Source organism: Arthrobacter sp. P1_D4 (genome assembly GCF_056406115.1).
The window spans coordinates 41,881-56,777 of sequence record NZ_JBFUAU010000003.1 but is presented as its reverse complement, the minus strand read 5'-3'; the positions used below and the strand labels follow the sequence as shown (position 1 = coordinate 56,777).

Here is a 14,897-nt window from a genome sequence, read left to right as displayed (position 1 = left end):
GCTAAAGATTACAGCGACCTTGGCCGCGATAATATTCCGGATCAGGCGGACTTGCGCCGTTTGACCTCGTCGTGGGCGATCATCGTGGGCGCTGCCTTCTTGGTCACGACCTCTTCGGTGATCACGACGCTGGCGACGTCGTCGCGGCTGGGGAGGTCGAACATGACCGGGAGCAGGACTTCCTCCATGATGGCGCGCAGCCCACGGGCCCCGGTGCCGCGCTCCAGCGCCTGGTCGGCAATGGTGTTGAGGGCCTCGTCCTCGAAGATGAGCTCGACGCCGTCGAGCTGGAACATCTTCTGGTACTGCTTGACGAGGGCATTTTTCGGCGTCGAGAGGATCTGGATGAGCGCGGCGCGGTCCAGGTTGGAGACGGTGGTGATGACGGGCAACCGGCCGATGAACTCCGGGATCAGCCCGAACTTGAGCAGGTCCTCCGGCATGACCTCGCCGTAGGAATCCGTGGTGTTCTTGACCTCGTTGAGCGGGGCACCGAATCCGATGCCCTTGCGCCCGGACCGCGAACCGATGATATCCTCGAGCCCCGCGAAGGCGCCGGCCACGATGAAGAGCACGTTGGTGGTGTCGATCTGAATGAATTCCTGGTGCGGGTGCTTGCGTCCGCCCTGCGGCGGTACCGAGGCCACAGTGCCCTCGAGGATTTTCAGGAGCGCCTGCTGCACGCCCTCCCCCGAAACGTCCCGGGTAATGGACGGATTTTCGCTCTTGCGTGAGATCTTGTCGATCTCATCGATGTAGATGATGCCCTGCTCAGCCTTTTTGACGTCATAGTCGGCGGCCTGGATAAGTTTGAGGAGGATGTTCTCAACGTCCTCACCGACGTAGCCGGCCTCGGTCAGGGCCGTGGCGTCGGCGACGGCAAACGGGACGTTGAGGCGGCGGGCGAGGGTTTGGGCCAGATAGGTCTTGCCGCAGCCGGTGGGTCCGATCAGCAGGATGTTGGACTTGGCGATCTCGACGTCGTCGTGGTGAACGCCGTCGGCGAGGCTGCCGCTCTTCGGCGCGTGGCCGGCCTGGATCCGCTTGTAGTGGTTGTACACGGCGACGGCGAGCGAACGCTTGGCGGGTTCCTGGCCAATCACGTATTCCTGCAGGAAATCAAAGATTTCGCGGGGCTTGGGCAACTCGAAACTGCCCAGGTCAGCTACTTCCGCGAGTTCCTCTTCGATGATCTCGTTGCAGAGTTCGATGCACTCGTCGCAGATGTAGACGCCGGGCCCGGCAATGAGCTTGCGGACCTGCTTCTGGCTCTTTCCGCAGAAAGAACACTTCAGCAGATCTGTGCTCTCGCCAATCCGAGCCATGTGTGAACCCCTTTAGTAGCTTGCTGCTGGCTGTGACATGTTCCACTCTAGGTCACTTTGGGCCCGTTGGGTGGAAAGCGGACGCCGGTGCGGCCAAGTAAAAATGCCGCACCGGCGCCGCGGAATGCTGATTAGCGCGCGATTGCCTGGGGCTTGATCTTGCGGGAATCGAGGACCTGGTCAATGAGGCCGTACTGCATGGCCTCGGCGGCCGTGAGGATCTTGTCCCGCTCGATGTCGTTGTTGACCTGCTCCGGCGTCCGGCCGGAGTGCTTGGCCAGCGTGTCCTCGAGCCAGGAGCGCATGCGCATGACCTCGGCGGCCTGGATCTCGAGGTCCGAGGCCTGCCCGCCCTGTCCGCCGGACAGCGAAGGCTGGTGGATCAGTACGCGGGCGTTCGGCAGCGCGAGCCGCTTGCCCGGCGTGCCGGCCGCGAGCAGCACGGCGGCGGCGCTGGCCGCCTGGCCGAGGCAGACGGTCTGGATCTCGGGCCGGATGTACGTCATGGTGTCGTAGATCGCGGTCATGGCGGTGAAGGAACCGCCAGGCGAGTTGATGTAGAGCGTGATGTCGCGGTCCGGGTCGGTGGACTCGAGCACCAGCAGCTGGGCCATGACGTCATCGGCCGAGGCGTCGTCGACCTGGACGCCGAGGAAGATGATGCGGTCCTCGAACAGCTTGGTGTACGGGTCCTGGCGCTTGAAGCCGTAGGGGGTGCGCTCTTCGAACTGGGGCAGCACGTAGCGGCTGCTCGGCAGGTTGCCGGCAGTCGAACCGAAGTTGTAGTTCATGTTCATTGCTCCTGAATTCATTGCTGTCTACCTGCCGGTCAGTTCTCGGTGGCTGTCGCAGCGCCGCCGCTGTTTCCGGAGCCGTTGGCGTTGGTTCCGCCGCCGCCTGCCACGGATCCGGCGTGTGCGGCGATCTTGTCGAAGAAGCCGTAGTCGAGGGCTTCCGGGGCCGTGAACCACTTGTCGCGGTCGTTGTCCTTGAGGATGGTGTCCACACTCTGGCCGGTCTGGTCGGCGGTCAGCTCGGCCATGACCTTCTTCATGTGCAGGATCAGCTCGGCCTGGATCTTAATGTCCGACGCCGTGCCGCCGATGCCGCCGGAGGGCTGGTGCATGAGGATGCGGGCGTTGGGGGTGGCGTAGCGCTTGCCCTTGGTGCCGGAGGAGAGCAGGAACTGGCCCATGGACGCGGCGAGGCCGGTGGCAACCGTGACAACATCGTTCGGGATGAACTGCATGGTGTCGTAGATGGCCATGCCGGCGGTGACGGAGCCGCCGGGTGAGTTGATGTAAAGGTAGATGTCCCTTTCAGGATTCTCCGCCGAGAGCAGCAGCAGCTGGGAGCAGATCGCGTTGGCGTTATCGTCGCGGACCTCGGAGCCGAGCCAGATGATGCGCTCTTTCAGCAGGCGGTTGTAAATGTAGTTATCCTGGGCTGCCGGATCGACCGTGGCCATCCGGGGTGCCCCTGCTTGCTGTGACATATGTACTTACCTCTCGCTGGCGACGGTGACGCCACTGGACGACATCACTGAACTTTCCTACAGCGACACTAACCGTTTTCACGCCCGCTTTGTTCGCTGGTGCCGGGCTGTTCGCTGAGCCCCCGGATCGGTGATCCGGGGGCCGACTGTTCTACGTCTCAGTGACTGCTAGAACTTCACTGCTGCGGGGTCATCACTCGGCGTGGCCTCGGTGGTGGCTTCTGCCGAAGCTGCTTCGTCCTCAACGGTCTCGGCGGCCGGGGCGGCTTCGTCACCGGGGCGGACGAAGTCGCTCAGGTCAACCTTGTTGCCCTCGGAGTCGGTGACCTCGGCCTGGCCCAGCACGACGGCCAGTGCCTTGCGGCGGCGGACCTCGGAAACCATCATGGGCACCTGGCCGCTCTGATCGATGATCTGGGCGAACTGGTTCGGGTCCATGCCGTACTGGCTGGCGGTGGTGACGATGTAGTCGATCAGCTCGTTCTGGCTGACGTTGACTTCTTCCTTCTCCGCGATGGCGTCGAGGATGATCTCGTTCTGGAAGGCGCGCTCGGTGTTGGCCTTGACCTCGGCGCGGTGCTCCTCGGTGTCGTGCTCGCCTTCACCGTGGGCGTTTTCGGCGTTGAAGTGCTGCTCGAGCTGCTCTTCGACGATCGACGCCGGGACGGGAACCTCGACGAGCTCAACGAGCTTGTCCAGGACCTTGTCGCGGGCCTCGACGCCCTGGTCAACAACCTTGGACTCGGCGGCCTGCTTGGCCAGGTCCTCACGGAGTTCCGCGAGGGTGTCGAACTCGCTGGCGAGTTGGGCGAAGTCGTCGTCGGCGACGGGGAGCTCGCGCTCCTTGACGGCCTTGACGGTGACCTTGACCTGAGCGGACTCGCCGGCGTGCTCGCCGCCGACCAGCGTGGTGTCAAAGATGGCGTCCTCGTCGGCGCTGAGGCCGGTGACGGCCTCGTCGAGGCCTTCGAGCATGGTGCCGGCGCCAACCTGGTAGGACAGGCCGGAAGCGGAGTCAACATCGGCGCCGTCGATCGAGGCTGCGATGTCGATCGTCAGGAAGTCGCCATCGGCGGCCGGGCGGTCCACGGACTTCAGCGTGCCGAAGCGGCCGCGGAGCTCGTCCAGGGCCTTGTCGACGTCGGCGTCGGAGGACTCGGCGGCGGCGACCTCAACCTTGATGCCTGCGTAGTCGGGCAGTTCGATCTCGGGGCGGATGTCAACCTCGGCGTGGAACTTGAGCTCGCCGTCGGTGGCGGACGGGTCCGGAACCTCGGTGATCTCGACCTCGGGACGGCTCAGGGGGCGGATGCCGGTTTCCTGCACGGCGGCCTGGTACCAGCCGTTGAGGCCTTCGTTGATGGCCGTCTCCAGGACGTAGCCGCGGCCAACGCGCTGGTCAATGAGCTTGGAGGGGACCTTGCCCTTGCGGAAACCGGGGACCTGGATCTGCGAAGCAACAGTCTTGTATGCCTCTGCGATGCTGGGCTTCAATTCCTCAAAGGGGACCTCAACATTGAGCTTGACCCGCGTGGGGGTGAGGTTCTCGACAGCGCTCTTCACAGTCTAAGTACTCCTGGTGTGGGGGGTATGGGGTTCTGCATTGCCACGTGCTGGCAGTGCTTGCAGAGTCGGGGTGACAGGATTTGAACCTGCGACTTCCTGCTCCCAAAGCAGGCGCTCTAGCCAAGCTGAGCTACACCCCGTAAGTGCACAGAACAGTCTACGGTCATACTGTGCCGATTTGCACATTTGACACCGGGGCCTTGAATTGGGTTTAGTTGTATCCGGCTTGAACAGCCGCCCGGAAGTTTTACTGGAGTTCCAGTGAGATCCCCGGGGACGTAGCTTAATGGTAAAGCCTCAGTCTTCCAAACTGATTACGCGGGTTCGATTCCCGTCGTCCCCTCAGAAATATGACGAAAAAAGCCCCTCTCCGGAGGGGCTTTTTTCGTTCCCTCCAGGCCCCGGCGGCCGGAGCTTGGAAGGGTTGGCTTTGGAAGGGCAGGCGTACCGGCTCAGGCCTGCTGGCAGGCCGGGCACCAATAGAGCTTCCTGGCGCCGAGCTCGGTCAGCGCCACCGGCGTTCCGCAGTCCCTGCAGCCGAGTCCGTGGCGCCGGTAGACGAAGTGGGCCTCCTCCGGGGCCGGCAGGACACCGCGGGATACGCCGGCTCCGGCCCCGTTCCAGTACTGCGGCGGCGTCGTGATGATCCGGCCGTCCCGGACGCCGTCGGTCATCATGTCTGCGGTGTCGTCCCAGAGCCGGCGGGCCGCGTCCGGTGTCAGTTCGGCGCCGGGCAGCCAGGGGTTGAGCCGTTGCCTGAACAGGAGTTCGGCCCGGTAGACGTTCCCGACGCCGGCAATCACCTTTTGGTCCATCAGCAGGGCCGCCAGCGGTGTACGTTTGGCCGCCACGGTGGCGCTGAAGGCGTCCCGGTCGCCGGGAAGGTTCCGCAACGGGTCCGGGCCGAGCCGCGCCAGTACGGCCGCCGCTTCCGCGTCCGTGATCGCCTCGCACGTGGTCGCGCCGCGGAGATCGGCCCAGCCGTGCGCGCCGGCGAGCCGGACGCGGACGGCACCGACCGGCGCGGGCGGGCCCTCATATGAGGCCGGCCCGGCCGCCTCAGCGTCGTCGTAGACTTCCCGCTCCCCCACCTTCCGGGGCGCGCCGATGCTGGAGGCGCCGCGGAAGGTGGCGTCGCCGCCGAAATCCCAGGCGCCATAGAGGCCCAGGTGGACGTGCAGGAGAAGCCCGTGCCCGAACTCCAGGAAGAGGTGCTTCCCGTGCGCCACGGAACTGACGAGGGTGTGGCCGTCCAGCAGCGCAGCGCCCTGGGCAAACCGGCCCTGCGGACTGGAGACCGCGAGCCGCTCCCCCGCGAAGACGTCCCCGAACTGGCGGGCCAGACGGTGGACGGAATGCCCCTCCGGCACTAGTCGATGACCTCGCCGGTGCGCTCGTACGTGGCGATCTTGCCGATCCGGCGGACGTGGCGCTCATCGTTGCTGAAAGGTTCGGCCAGGAACGCCTCGATGATTTCCGTGGCCTCGTCGACGCTGTGCTGGCGGCCGCCGACGGCGACGACGTTGGCGTCGTTGTGCTCACGTGCCAGCTGGGCCGTGGACAGGTTCCAGGCCAGCGCGGCCCGGACGCCCTTGACCTTGTTGGCGGCGATCTGCTCGCCATTGCCCGAGCCGCCGAGGACGATGCCGAGGGCGCGGGTTCCGGCTTCCTGGTCCGCGACGACGGCGAGGGCGGCGTTGATGCAGAACGACGGGTAGTCATCCAGGGCGTCGTAGACCTTCGGTCCGTGGTCCACCACCTCGTAGCCCTTGGCGCTGAGGTGGCTGACCAGGTGGGCGCTGAGCTCCATTCCGGCGTGGTCGGTGGCAATGTGCACGCGGGGCAGGTCAGAAATGGTCACGGCTGTTCCGTTCGGTTGCGGCGCCGGGCGGCGGCCGGGGCGGGTGGGGTCTGGTCCAAGCGTACTAGGCCGGGCCTCCCGGGACCGTGCTGCAGCCCGCCGGAACCCTCACTGGACGGTCGTGTTACACAGGCCCGGCACGCCGTCGTACTCCACCGTCTTGCCCCACCGTATAGCTCCACCGGGGACCGACACTGAGGACCGACACTGAGGACCGACACCGCGGTGCTAGACGGCGGGGGTCCCGCCGTTCCGCCGGGCCCTGTCCGCCACCCGGGACAGCGTTTGGGCGATATTGTCCGCCGCGGTGGCACTGCCGCCGCTGACCGCCAGCCGGCGCCCGTCCGAGCGGTCGATGACCACCGCGGGGCCGCTGCTGACCAGCATCGCGGTGGTGTTGCCATGGGTCCGGTAGCCCCACCCGCCATAGTCCGCCGCCGTGACGTCCCTGGGCGTCGCGGCGTCGATGGCCGCGGCCGGAACCTCCATGACCCGGACGAAGCCTGCCGCGAAGACGTGGAGGCCGCCGCGGTCAACCCGGATCCGGGCCACCAGGAACGCCGCGGCCACCAGGGCCGCCGCCACCAGGAGGACAGACAGCCACGGCACGGCAATGGTCAGGAGGGCGGCCGGCAGAAGCGTTGCGATGCCGAGCATGACGAAGATGGAGCTGCGGGCGTGGACCCAGAGGCTGACCCGGTCCCTGGCCAAATCCGGATCCTGTTCGCGCTCAAGGGCCTGCCGGACGGCGACGTCGTCATCGACGGACCAGCGCTCGTCGGCCTTGAAGACAAAACCCATCACGATGCCCAGGCCGAGGGCCGCGCCGCTGCCGAGCGCCAGGACCGAGACATCCACATGGGATCCCCGCGCATCGGGCAGGCCCAGCTGGCCCACGAGCACCGCGGCAAGGACTGTGGTGACGAAGAGGCTCATGGACAGGCCGGCGCCCATCATGATGCGGCGCATCATCGCGGGGCGCGACAGCGGCACGGCCTGCAGCAGCACGGCCCAGCCGATCACCACGATCAGCGAGGCTCCGGCTCCCGCGACTGTCACGAACGGCGCGAAGTCGGCGGCACCGGCGGCGGTCCAGCGGACGGCCAGCGGCTCGGGCAGATCCGGGCGCACCAGAAGCGCACACACCACGAATCCTGCCGCCAGCATCAAGGGGAAACCGATGGCAAAGCGCAAAGCCCTGGCATCGACGGAGTCACGGATCTTTCCCATGCTCCAACGCTACCCCGGACGCACCTTGATGGATCTGGGGACGTGCGCGCAGGTCAGGAGGTGGACGGGAAGCAAATGTGCGATCAGACACGTAGTCCGGCGCCCGGACCTCGCCACGACCAAGAAGAGATCGCCGGGGCAGCGTCAACGTGGCCGCCCCAACCGCACCCATCTGACACGAATGGCCGCTAAGGGCATCGGCTTAGCGGCCATTCGTGGCAAATCGTGGAGTGGGCGCCGAGGCCTTGGGGCCGGTTGTGACCGGGCTAACTTGCCAAGGGCCGCTAACGTGAAAGAATAATTTCACAGTATCGCCGGCGACCGCGGCCGCGGCCGGCCGGCAGTATCCATCTTCTTCTGGAGGCCCCTTTGCCCGGTATGAACCTGACCCGCGCCGAAGCCCGCGAGCGCGCCGCCCTGATCGACGTCGATTCCTACGAGGTCAGCCTGGACCTGACCCGCGGCGAGAAGGTCTTCGGCTCCACCACGGCCGTGAAGTTCCGGGCCAAGCCCGGCTCGTCGACCTTCATCGACGCCGTCACCCACGCCGTGCACAGCGTCAGCCTCAACGGCCGCGAACTGGATCCGGCCGAGGTCTCCGACGGCGTCCGGATCCAGCTCCCGGACCTCGCGGCCGAGAACGACCTGCTGGTAGTCGCCGAAGCCCCGTACATGAACACCGGTGAAGGCCTGCACCGCTTCGTGGATCCGGTGGACAACGAGGTCTACCTGTACACCCAGTTCGAGGTCCCGGATTCGCGGCGCATGTTCGCCGTCTTCGAACAGCCCGACCTGAAGGCCAGCTTCACGTTCACCGTCACCGCCCCCTCGCACTGGGATGTCGTGTCCAACTCCCCCACCCCGGTGCCGGTGGAGACCATCCCCGGCGCGGATGGGGCCGCCCGCTCTGTCTGGGAGTTCACGCCGACACCGCGGCTGTCCTCCTATGTCACCGCGCTGATCGCCGGGCCGTACCAGTCAGTGCGCAGCGAGGTCACGTCGGCGGCGGGCAACGTCACCCCGCTGGGCATCTTCGCCCGCAAGTCGCTCATGCAGTACCTCGATGCGGACAACATCTTCGAGCTCACCCGGCAGGGCTTCGAGTTCTTCGAGGCCCAGTTCGGCTGCCCGTACCCGTTCGAGAAGTACGACCAGCTCTTCGTGCCGGAGTTCAACGCCGGCGCCATGGAGAACGCCGGGGCCGTCACCATCCTGGAAGGCTACGTCTTCCGCGGCAAGGTCACCGATGCCCAGGTGGAACGCCGCGCCATCACCGTGCTGCACGAGCTCGCGCACATGTGGTTCGGCGACCTCGTCACCATGCGCTGGTGGAACGACCTCTGGCTCAACGAGTCCTTCGCCGAATATATGTCCCACCTGGCCGCCGTCGAGAACACTGAGTTCGGCCACGCCTGGACCACGTTCGCGTCCGTGGAGAAGTCCTGGGCCTACCGGCAGGACCAGCTGCCTACCACGCACCCGATCTTCGCCGAGATCAACGACCTCCAGGACGTCGAGGTGAACTTCGACGGGATCACCTACGCCAAGGGCGCGTCGGTGCTGCGCCAGCTCGTCGCCTGGGTGGGCCCGGAGCAATTCATGTCCGGGGTGCGGGAGTACTTCAGCAAGCACGCCTGGCAGAACACCGAGCTCAGCGACCTCATGGCCGAACTCGAGAAGGCCAGCGGCCGCGACCTGGAACGGTGGGGGCAGCTCTGGCTGGAGACCGCCGGCGTGAACACCCTGACACCGGAAATCTCGGCGTCCGCGGACGGCACCATCGAGTCCTTCGCCATCGTGCAGTCGGCGATCGAGAGCGAACCGACCCTGCGCCCGCACCGCCTCGCCGTCGGCTTCTACAACCTCAACGGGACCGGCAAGCTGGAGCGGGTGCACCGCGAGGAGCTCGACGTCGACGGCGAGCGCACCGAAGTTCCGGCCTTGGCCGGCCTGGCCCAGCCGGACCTGATCCTGCTCAACGACGACGACCTCGCCTACGCCAAGGTGCGGCTGGATCCGAAGTCCCTCGCCACCGCAACGGCGCACCTGAAGGACTTCAGCCAGAGCCTCCCCCGCACGCTCGTTTGGGGCTCGGCTTGGGATGCGGCGCGCGACGGCGAATCCCCGGCCCGCGGGTACGTGGAGCTGATCCTCGCCAACATTGCCGAGGAATCCGATTCCTCCGTGATCCTGGTCCAGCTCCGGCAGCTGGCCACCACGCTGACCTTCTACGTGGCCGAGGAGCACCAGGAGGCCACCGCCGTGGCCGCGGCCGACAAGCTCTGGGAGCTCGCATCGGCGGTGCCGGCCGGCTCGGACGCCCAGCTGCAGTTCGTGAAGTCCTACGCCCTGCTGGCCCGCAGTGCCGGGCAGCTGGACACGGTCTCCGGGCTGCTGGACGGCTCACTCACCCTCGATGGGTTGAGCGTGGACCAGGACCTGCGGTGGGAGCTGCTGGCTTCCCTCGTGGCCGGCGGCCGCGCCGGGCAGGAGCGGATCGACGAGGAACTGAAGCACGACAACACCTCCAACGGCCAGAACGCGGCGGCCCTGGCCAAGGCCGCCATCCCCACTCCGGAGGCCAAGGCCGCGGCCTGGGAATCGATTGTGGTCAAGGGCGATCTGTCCAACGCCCTGCAGGGCTCCGCGGTGACGGGCTTTACCCGGGTCCTGGACACGTCCCTGCTCGAGCCGTACGCCGAGAAGTACTTCGAGGCCGTCCCGGGCATCATGGCAAGCCGCACCCACGCGCTGGCCTCGCAGATCGTCGTCGGGCTCTACCCGGCCCAGCTGACCACGCAGGCCCCCCCCCCCCCCCCCGGGGGGCCCCCCCGGGGTTCTGTCGTTCTAGGCTGGAGTCATGAGCCTTGACGAACATCACTATGCGCTGACCGTCCGCTGGACCGGGAACCGCGGGGCCGGGACGTCCTCGTACCGCGGTTACTCTCGGGACCACGACGTCGAGATCCCCGGGCTGCCGGTGCTGCGCGGCTCGGCCGATCCGACCTTCCACGGGGACCGGGAGCGCTACAACCCCGAACAGCTGCTGCTGGCCGCGCTCTCGCAGTGCCACATGCTCTCCTTCCTGCACGTGGCCGTGAAGCACGGTGTTGTGGTGACGGCCTACGAGGACCGGGCCGAGGGCCTGATGCGGACCAACCGGGACGGCAGCGGGCAGTTCGAATCCGTCACGCTGAGGCCCCGGGTGACGGTGGCGGAAGCGGCGGCACCGGATGTCCTTGAGGAACTCCACGTGGAGGCCAACAAGGTCTGTTTCATCGCCCGCAGCGTGAATTTCCCGGTGTTGCACGAGCCGACGGCTGTGGTGGAGGGCCAGGCTGACTGAATAGTTTTCAGGCGGAATAGTTTTCAGGCGGCGCCGTCAGCCGGGCTGGTCGAGGCCTCTGCCCGGTACTCGGACACCAGCCGGCGCTCCGTCTCCGGGCTCATGCCGGCCTTGCGTTCACGGCCGAGTCCGCGGCGGCGTTCATCCGCCAGGGTGTCCCGCAGCGTGTCCATCCAGGGCCGGAGCCGCAGCCCTGCTGTCCGGGCAGCATCGTTGCTGCGGGTCGAGAAGCCCTCGTGGCCTGGCGGCAGCCACAGCGGCAGCGAGTCCGGGCCGGCCCAGTAGTTCGCACCGTGCGACGCCAGCCAGTCCTCGGGGGCGACAACCACCTCGGAGTCGGCGTCGGCGAGCTGGCGGGCTTCCTCCAGATAGGCGGCAAAGGGCACCGGCTCACCGACGGCGTTCAGCGCCCCAGTGGTTCCGTTCCCGGCGGCGGTGAGGATCCAGGCAGCGAGATCGCGGACGTCGATGATCTGGGTGGCGTCGGCGGGGATGTCCGGGACCAGGACGGGATCGTTGTCCCGGGCGAATCGGGCCGGCCAGTACCCGTAGCGGTCGGAGCCGTCCCCGGGTCCGCCGATCAGGCCGGCGCGGCAGAGGTGCGCCTTGCCGCCTGCCAGTTCCCGGGTCAGGTGCTCGATCGCGGACTTGGCCTCGCCGTAGTTTTCCATGGTCAGCTCCGTGCCCGGAGCCAGCGGCGGGAGCACCTGGGCGTCTTCGGCCTCGGCGGCCACTGAGTTGTCAGCGTAGACCGAGCAGCTGGAGATGAAAGTCCAGTGCCGGGCCGAGCCGGCCAGCGTCTCGAGGGCCTCACGTGCCTGGTCAGGGTCCCGCGAGACGTCGACGACGGCGTCCCACGCGCCGCTGCCGGCGGCCCCTTCGTACGCGGTCTTCCCCTGCGATCGGTCCGCGCGCAGCCAGGTGGCGCCGTCGGGCGGCGCGGCGGCGGAACCGCGGGCCAGGCATGTGACGTCGTGCCCGGCGGCGAGGGCCTGCCGGGCTACTTCAGTTGACAGGAAGGCCGTGCCGCCAAGGACCAGGATGCGCATGGGGCCACGCTACGGCGCTAATGTTGAAGTAGACCAGAGCGTTATGCGCCCGGCGAACGCAAGCCGCCTTTCCGGACGCCCAGCCCTGCTGCCGGCCGGCAGCAGGGCTGCAGTAAACAAGGAGTTTTCCCTCACCGATGATCAGCCTGACCACCATCGAACCAATCACCGCACCGGACATCTCGGCTGTCAACCTGCCAGGTGGCCTCATCAGCCTGGGCATCGGCGTCGCCGTGTGGCTGGCGGCATCCTTCGTGATCACCGGAATCACCAAACGGGTCGCGGCGGGCAGCACACTCTTCAAGAAGTCGCACTTCCGCTGGGTCGCTCCGGCGTTCCGCGCCCTGGACCACGAACGCCGCGTCCAGCGGGCAGAGACAATCGGCGCACTGCTCCGCAGCGTGGTCGGCGTCCTGATCGCCGTCCTCACCATCGTGTACGTGCTCAAGTACCTGAACGTGGACGTGGCTCCCATCCTGACGAGCGTCGGGATCCTCGGTGTGGCCATCGGCTTCGGTGCCCAGCAGTTGATCCGCGACTTCCTCGCCGGCATCTTCATTACCTTCGAGGACCAGTACGGCATTGGCGACATCATCGAGACTTCCGAGGTGGTGGGCACAGTCGAGGCCATGAACCTGCGGATCACCCGGGTCCGGGCCGACGACGGCACCATCTGGTACCTACGCAACGGCGAAATCCTGCGCGTGGGCAACCGCTCCCAGGGCACGTACATTCCGCCCGAGACGTCCCCGGCAGACGAGGCCGACAGCGCACCCCAGCAGAAGGCCGGAGAATAGTGAAATGACGATTCCCAGCGCCAGCGAACCCAGCCAGCCCAGGCAGCTGCTGCAGAACGATCCGTTCAGCCAGCCCGGCTACACGGACAACTTCTATGACGCCGTGGGCGGCCACGAGACCTTCGTGAAGCTCATCGATGTCTTCTACGACGGCGTCGCAACAGATCCGCTGTTGCGCGCCATGTACCCGGAAGAGGACCTTGGCCCGGCCAAGCGGCGCTTCCTGATGTTCCTGGAACAGTACTGGGGCGGGCCGACGACGTACGGCGAGGAGCGCGGGCATCCGCGGCTGCGGATGCGCCACATGCCGTTCCGGGTGACACCGGAGGCCAAGGAACGCTGGCTGTTCCACATGCGTGCCGCGGTGGATGCCCTGGAGCTGCCGCCGCTGTATGAGGGTACGCTCTGGGACTACATGGAGCGGGCAGCCCTGTCCATGGTGAACAGCCCGTCGGAGGGCTGAGCGCGGAGGGCGCCGGAGCTTCCTAGAGCCCGGTGCCGGTCCGGACCAGCACGTGGCCGCGGGTGCCGCTGAGCCGGAACCAGCGCCCGGCCCGGTAGAGCCGTTGCTCGCCCTCTGCCAGGAAGCCCAGGGTGAGCGCGGCGAACGCGGCCCCGGCCGGCAGGCCGCCGGCGTCGGGCAGTTCCCGGCCCCAGACCGTTGCCCTGGCGTTGTTGACGATCAACGCACCGGGCTTGTCCGGAATGATCGCGGCGATCTCCCTGATCCCGGCCTCCGCTGCGGTCCGCAGGGCGGTGTCCTGGACGGTGCCGAGCAGTTCCCAGCCGGCGCGCGGCGCGCCGATCCCGGCCCACGACTCGCTGACGGTCACCGGCGGGACGGGAAGTTCGACGTCGTGCTCCCCCGCCCGTGCCAGGCGGTCCAGCACGGCGGACAGCGGCACTGTCACGTCAGTGTCCGCCGGCTGTGCCAGCGCCATGGTCCGCAGGCCCAGGATGGTGGGGGTGGATTCGCCCAGGAGCCGGGGCCGCAGGACGCAGACGTAGGCGGCCAGGACGGGGCCAGCGGCCTGGAGCCGGATGGCGCCGTCGTCAATGGACTTGGCGCGCGTCGCGAAGGTGCGCAGGTCGTCGAGGTCGCGGGGATCGGTGAACTGCAGGGGCTGGGTTAGGACATCAGACACACTACTGACTCTACCGGCTGCGCTTCTTTGGAGCGGCGCTGGACGCCGTCTAGAGTCAGACCATGACTGAAGCCGAAGCCGGACTCTTGGGGCTCCCGACCCAGGACCCCACCTCCTCGCTCATCCAACTTCTCAACCTCGGCGAGCTCGAGGGCGCCCGGACGGACGAGGACATCTTCATGGGTCCCTCCCAGCAACAGCCCAAGCAGCGCGTCTTTGGCGGCCAGGTGCTGGCGCAGTCCCTGATAGCCGGCAGCCGCACCGTCGATCCGGACCGCAGCGTGCACTCCATGCACGGTTACTTCCTCCGGCCCGGAGACGCCAACAAGCCGATCACCTTCGGTGTGCAGCGCCTGCGCGACGGGCGGTCGTTCTCGGCCCGCCGGGTCCACGCCTATCAGGAGGGCATGCCCATCCTGTCGATGATCGCGTCCTTCCAGGCCGAGGACGAGGGGATCGAGCACCAGTCCGAGATGCCCGCCGGGATCCCGGACCCCGAATCGCTGCCGAGCACGGCCGACCTGCTGGGCAAGTTCGATCACCCCGTGGCCCGGCACTGGGCCTACGAGCGGCCGTTCGATATCCGCCACGTCGATCCGGCGCTGTATGTCTCGGCCAAGGGACCGCGGGAGGCCCGCAACGCCGTGTGGATGAAGACCTTCGGCCCGATGCCCGACGACGCCGGCCTGCACCGGGCGGCCCTGGCCTACGCGAGCGACTACACCTTGCTCGAATCCATCCTCCGCAGGCACGGCATGAGCTGGATTACGCCGGGGATGTCCGTGGCAAGCCTGGACCACGCCATGTGGTGGCACCGGCCGGTCAGGGTCGACGAGTGGCTCCTGTACGTCCAGGAATCGCCCAGCGCCCAGGGCGCACGGGGCCTCGCGACGGGCAAAATCTTCAGCCGGGACGGCCGGCACGTGGCGACGGTGGCCCAGGAAGGCATGATCCGCGTCCCGAACGACTTCAAAAACACCGACCTGAAGAACACCGCGAAGGGCGCCGTGCAGGCCGCCGTCTGACCGAGGGCGCTGCAGCACCTGATCCGCAAGGCCAAGGGCTGCCAGTACTCCCCCGTCC

Annotated in this window: 14 protein-coding genes and 2 tRNA genes; 6 read left to right on the top strand and 10 right to left on the bottom strand. The window is 67.2% G+C overall.

The genetic code is table 11. The annotated features are described in order from the left end of the window. Positions 1-41: 41 nt before the first annotated feature. From clpX to AC1D0A_RS04510, 5 genes are all read right to left on the bottom strand, one after another. Positions 42-1,325: an ATP-dependent Clp protease ATP-binding subunit ClpX gene (gene clpX / locus AC1D0A_RS04530; protein ID WP_243177221.1), complete on the bottom strand. Its 1,284-nt coding sequence runs from the start codon at positions 1,323-1,325 to the stop codon at positions 42-44. A 131-nt stretch (positions 1,326-1,456) separates the two neighbouring features. Continuing rightward, positions 1,457-2,116 carry an ATP-dependent Clp protease proteolytic subunit gene (locus tag AC1D0A_RS04525; protein WP_026266422.1) on the bottom strand — a complete coding sequence of 220 codons (660 nt, stop codon included), beginning with the start codon at positions 2,114-2,116 and terminating at the stop codon, positions 1,457-1,459. A gap of 38 nt (positions 2,117-2,154) precedes the next feature. Then, positions 2,155-2,793, bottom strand: a complete 639-nt coding sequence (locus AC1D0A_RS04520) for an ATP-dependent Clp protease proteolytic subunit (RefSeq protein WP_243177971.1) — start codon at positions 2,791-2,793, stop codon at positions 2,155-2,157. A 195-nt stretch (positions 2,794-2,988) separates the two neighbouring features. Then, positions 2,989-4,383 (bottom strand): trigger factor, encoded by a 1,395-nt coding sequence (gene tig / locus AC1D0A_RS04515; protein ID WP_243177220.1) that lies wholly within the window; start codon positions 4,381-4,383, stop codon positions 2,989-2,991. Positions 4,384-4,451: 68 nt separating this feature from the next. Then, positions 4,452-4,526: transfer RNA gene (locus AC1D0A_RS04510), tRNA-Pro, on the bottom strand. Positions 4,527-4,658: 132 nt separating this feature from the next. Here AC1D0A_RS04510 and AC1D0A_RS04505 point away from each other — a divergent pair. Next, positions 4,659-4,729, top strand: a tRNA-Gly gene (locus AC1D0A_RS04505). A gap of 109 nt (positions 4,730-4,838) precedes the next feature. On the opposite strand, the gene AC1D0A_RS04500 is transcribed toward AC1D0A_RS04505, so the two are convergent. From AC1D0A_RS04500 to AC1D0A_RS04490, 3 genes are all read right to left on the bottom strand, one after another. After that, on the bottom strand, positions 4,839-5,756 hold the full coding sequence (locus tag AC1D0A_RS04500; protein ID WP_476945267.1) for an Fpg/Nei family DNA glycosylase: 918 nt from the start codon (positions 5,754-5,756) through the stop codon (positions 4,839-4,841). Then, a complete protein-coding gene (locus AC1D0A_RS04495) occupies positions 5,756-6,247 on the bottom strand; it encodes a ribose-5-phosphate isomerase (RefSeq protein ID WP_028277845.1) in 492 nt (163 codons plus the stop codon). The genes AC1D0A_RS04500 and AC1D0A_RS04495 overlap by 1 nt, the downstream gene beginning before the upstream one ends. Before the next feature lie 228 nt (positions 6,248-6,475). Then, on the bottom strand, positions 6,476-7,477 hold the full coding sequence (locus AC1D0A_RS04490) for a hypothetical protein (RefSeq protein WP_243177219.1): 1,002 nt from the start codon (positions 7,475-7,477) through the stop codon (positions 6,476-6,478). Between the two features lie 378 nt (positions 7,478-7,855). On the opposite strand from AC1D0A_RS04490, the gene pepN reads away from it, so the two are divergent. Continuing rightward, a complete protein-coding gene (gene pepN / locus AC1D0A_RS04485) occupies positions 7,856-10,348 on the top strand; it encodes an aminopeptidase N (RefSeq protein WP_476945328.1) in 2,493 nt (830 codons plus the stop codon). Then, positions 10,338-10,823, top strand: coding sequence for an OsmC family protein (locus tag AC1D0A_RS04480; RefSeq protein ID WP_243177217.1), 486 nt, complete (start codon positions 10,338-10,340; stop codon positions 10,821-10,823). The genes pepN and AC1D0A_RS04480 overlap by 11 nt, the downstream gene beginning before the upstream one ends. 23 nt (positions 10,824-10,846) lie before the next feature. On the opposite strand, the gene AC1D0A_RS04475 is transcribed toward AC1D0A_RS04480, so the two are convergent. Continuing rightward, positions 10,847-11,872 carry an NAD-dependent epimerase/dehydratase family protein gene (locus AC1D0A_RS04475; RefSeq protein ID WP_476945266.1) on the bottom strand — a complete coding sequence of 342 codons (1,026 nt, stop codon included), beginning with the start codon at positions 11,870-11,872 and terminating at the stop codon, positions 10,847-10,849. Between the two features lie 137 nt (positions 11,873-12,009). Here AC1D0A_RS04475 and AC1D0A_RS04470 point away from each other — a divergent pair, with 137 nt between their 5' ends. Both AC1D0A_RS04470 and AC1D0A_RS04465 read left to right on the top strand, forming a co-directional pair. Further along, positions 12,010-12,669: a mechanosensitive ion channel family protein gene (locus AC1D0A_RS04470; protein WP_243177215.1), complete on the top strand. Its 660-nt coding sequence runs from the start codon at positions 12,010-12,012 to the stop codon at positions 12,667-12,669. Positions 12,670-12,673: 4 nt separating this feature from the next. Beyond that, positions 12,674-13,132 carry a globin gene (locus AC1D0A_RS04465; protein ID WP_476943958.1) on the top strand — a complete coding sequence of 153 codons (459 nt, stop codon included), beginning with the start codon at positions 12,674-12,676 and terminating at the stop codon, positions 13,130-13,132. 22 nt (positions 13,133-13,154) lie between these two features. Here the strand turns inward: AC1D0A_RS04465 and AC1D0A_RS04460 are convergent, their stop codons facing one another. Then, entirely contained in the window at positions 13,155-13,814 is a 660-nt protein-coding gene (locus tag AC1D0A_RS04460) for a DUF8185 domain-containing protein (RefSeq protein WP_476943959.1), read from the bottom strand. 62 nt (positions 13,815-13,876) lie between these two features. Here AC1D0A_RS04460 and AC1D0A_RS04455 point away from each other — a divergent pair, with 62 nt between their 5' ends. Next, positions 13,877-14,839, top strand: coding sequence for an acyl-CoA thioesterase (locus tag AC1D0A_RS04455; protein ID WP_243177212.1), 963 nt, complete (start codon positions 13,877-13,879; stop codon positions 14,837-14,839). Positions 14,840-14,897 lie beyond the last annotated feature (58 nt).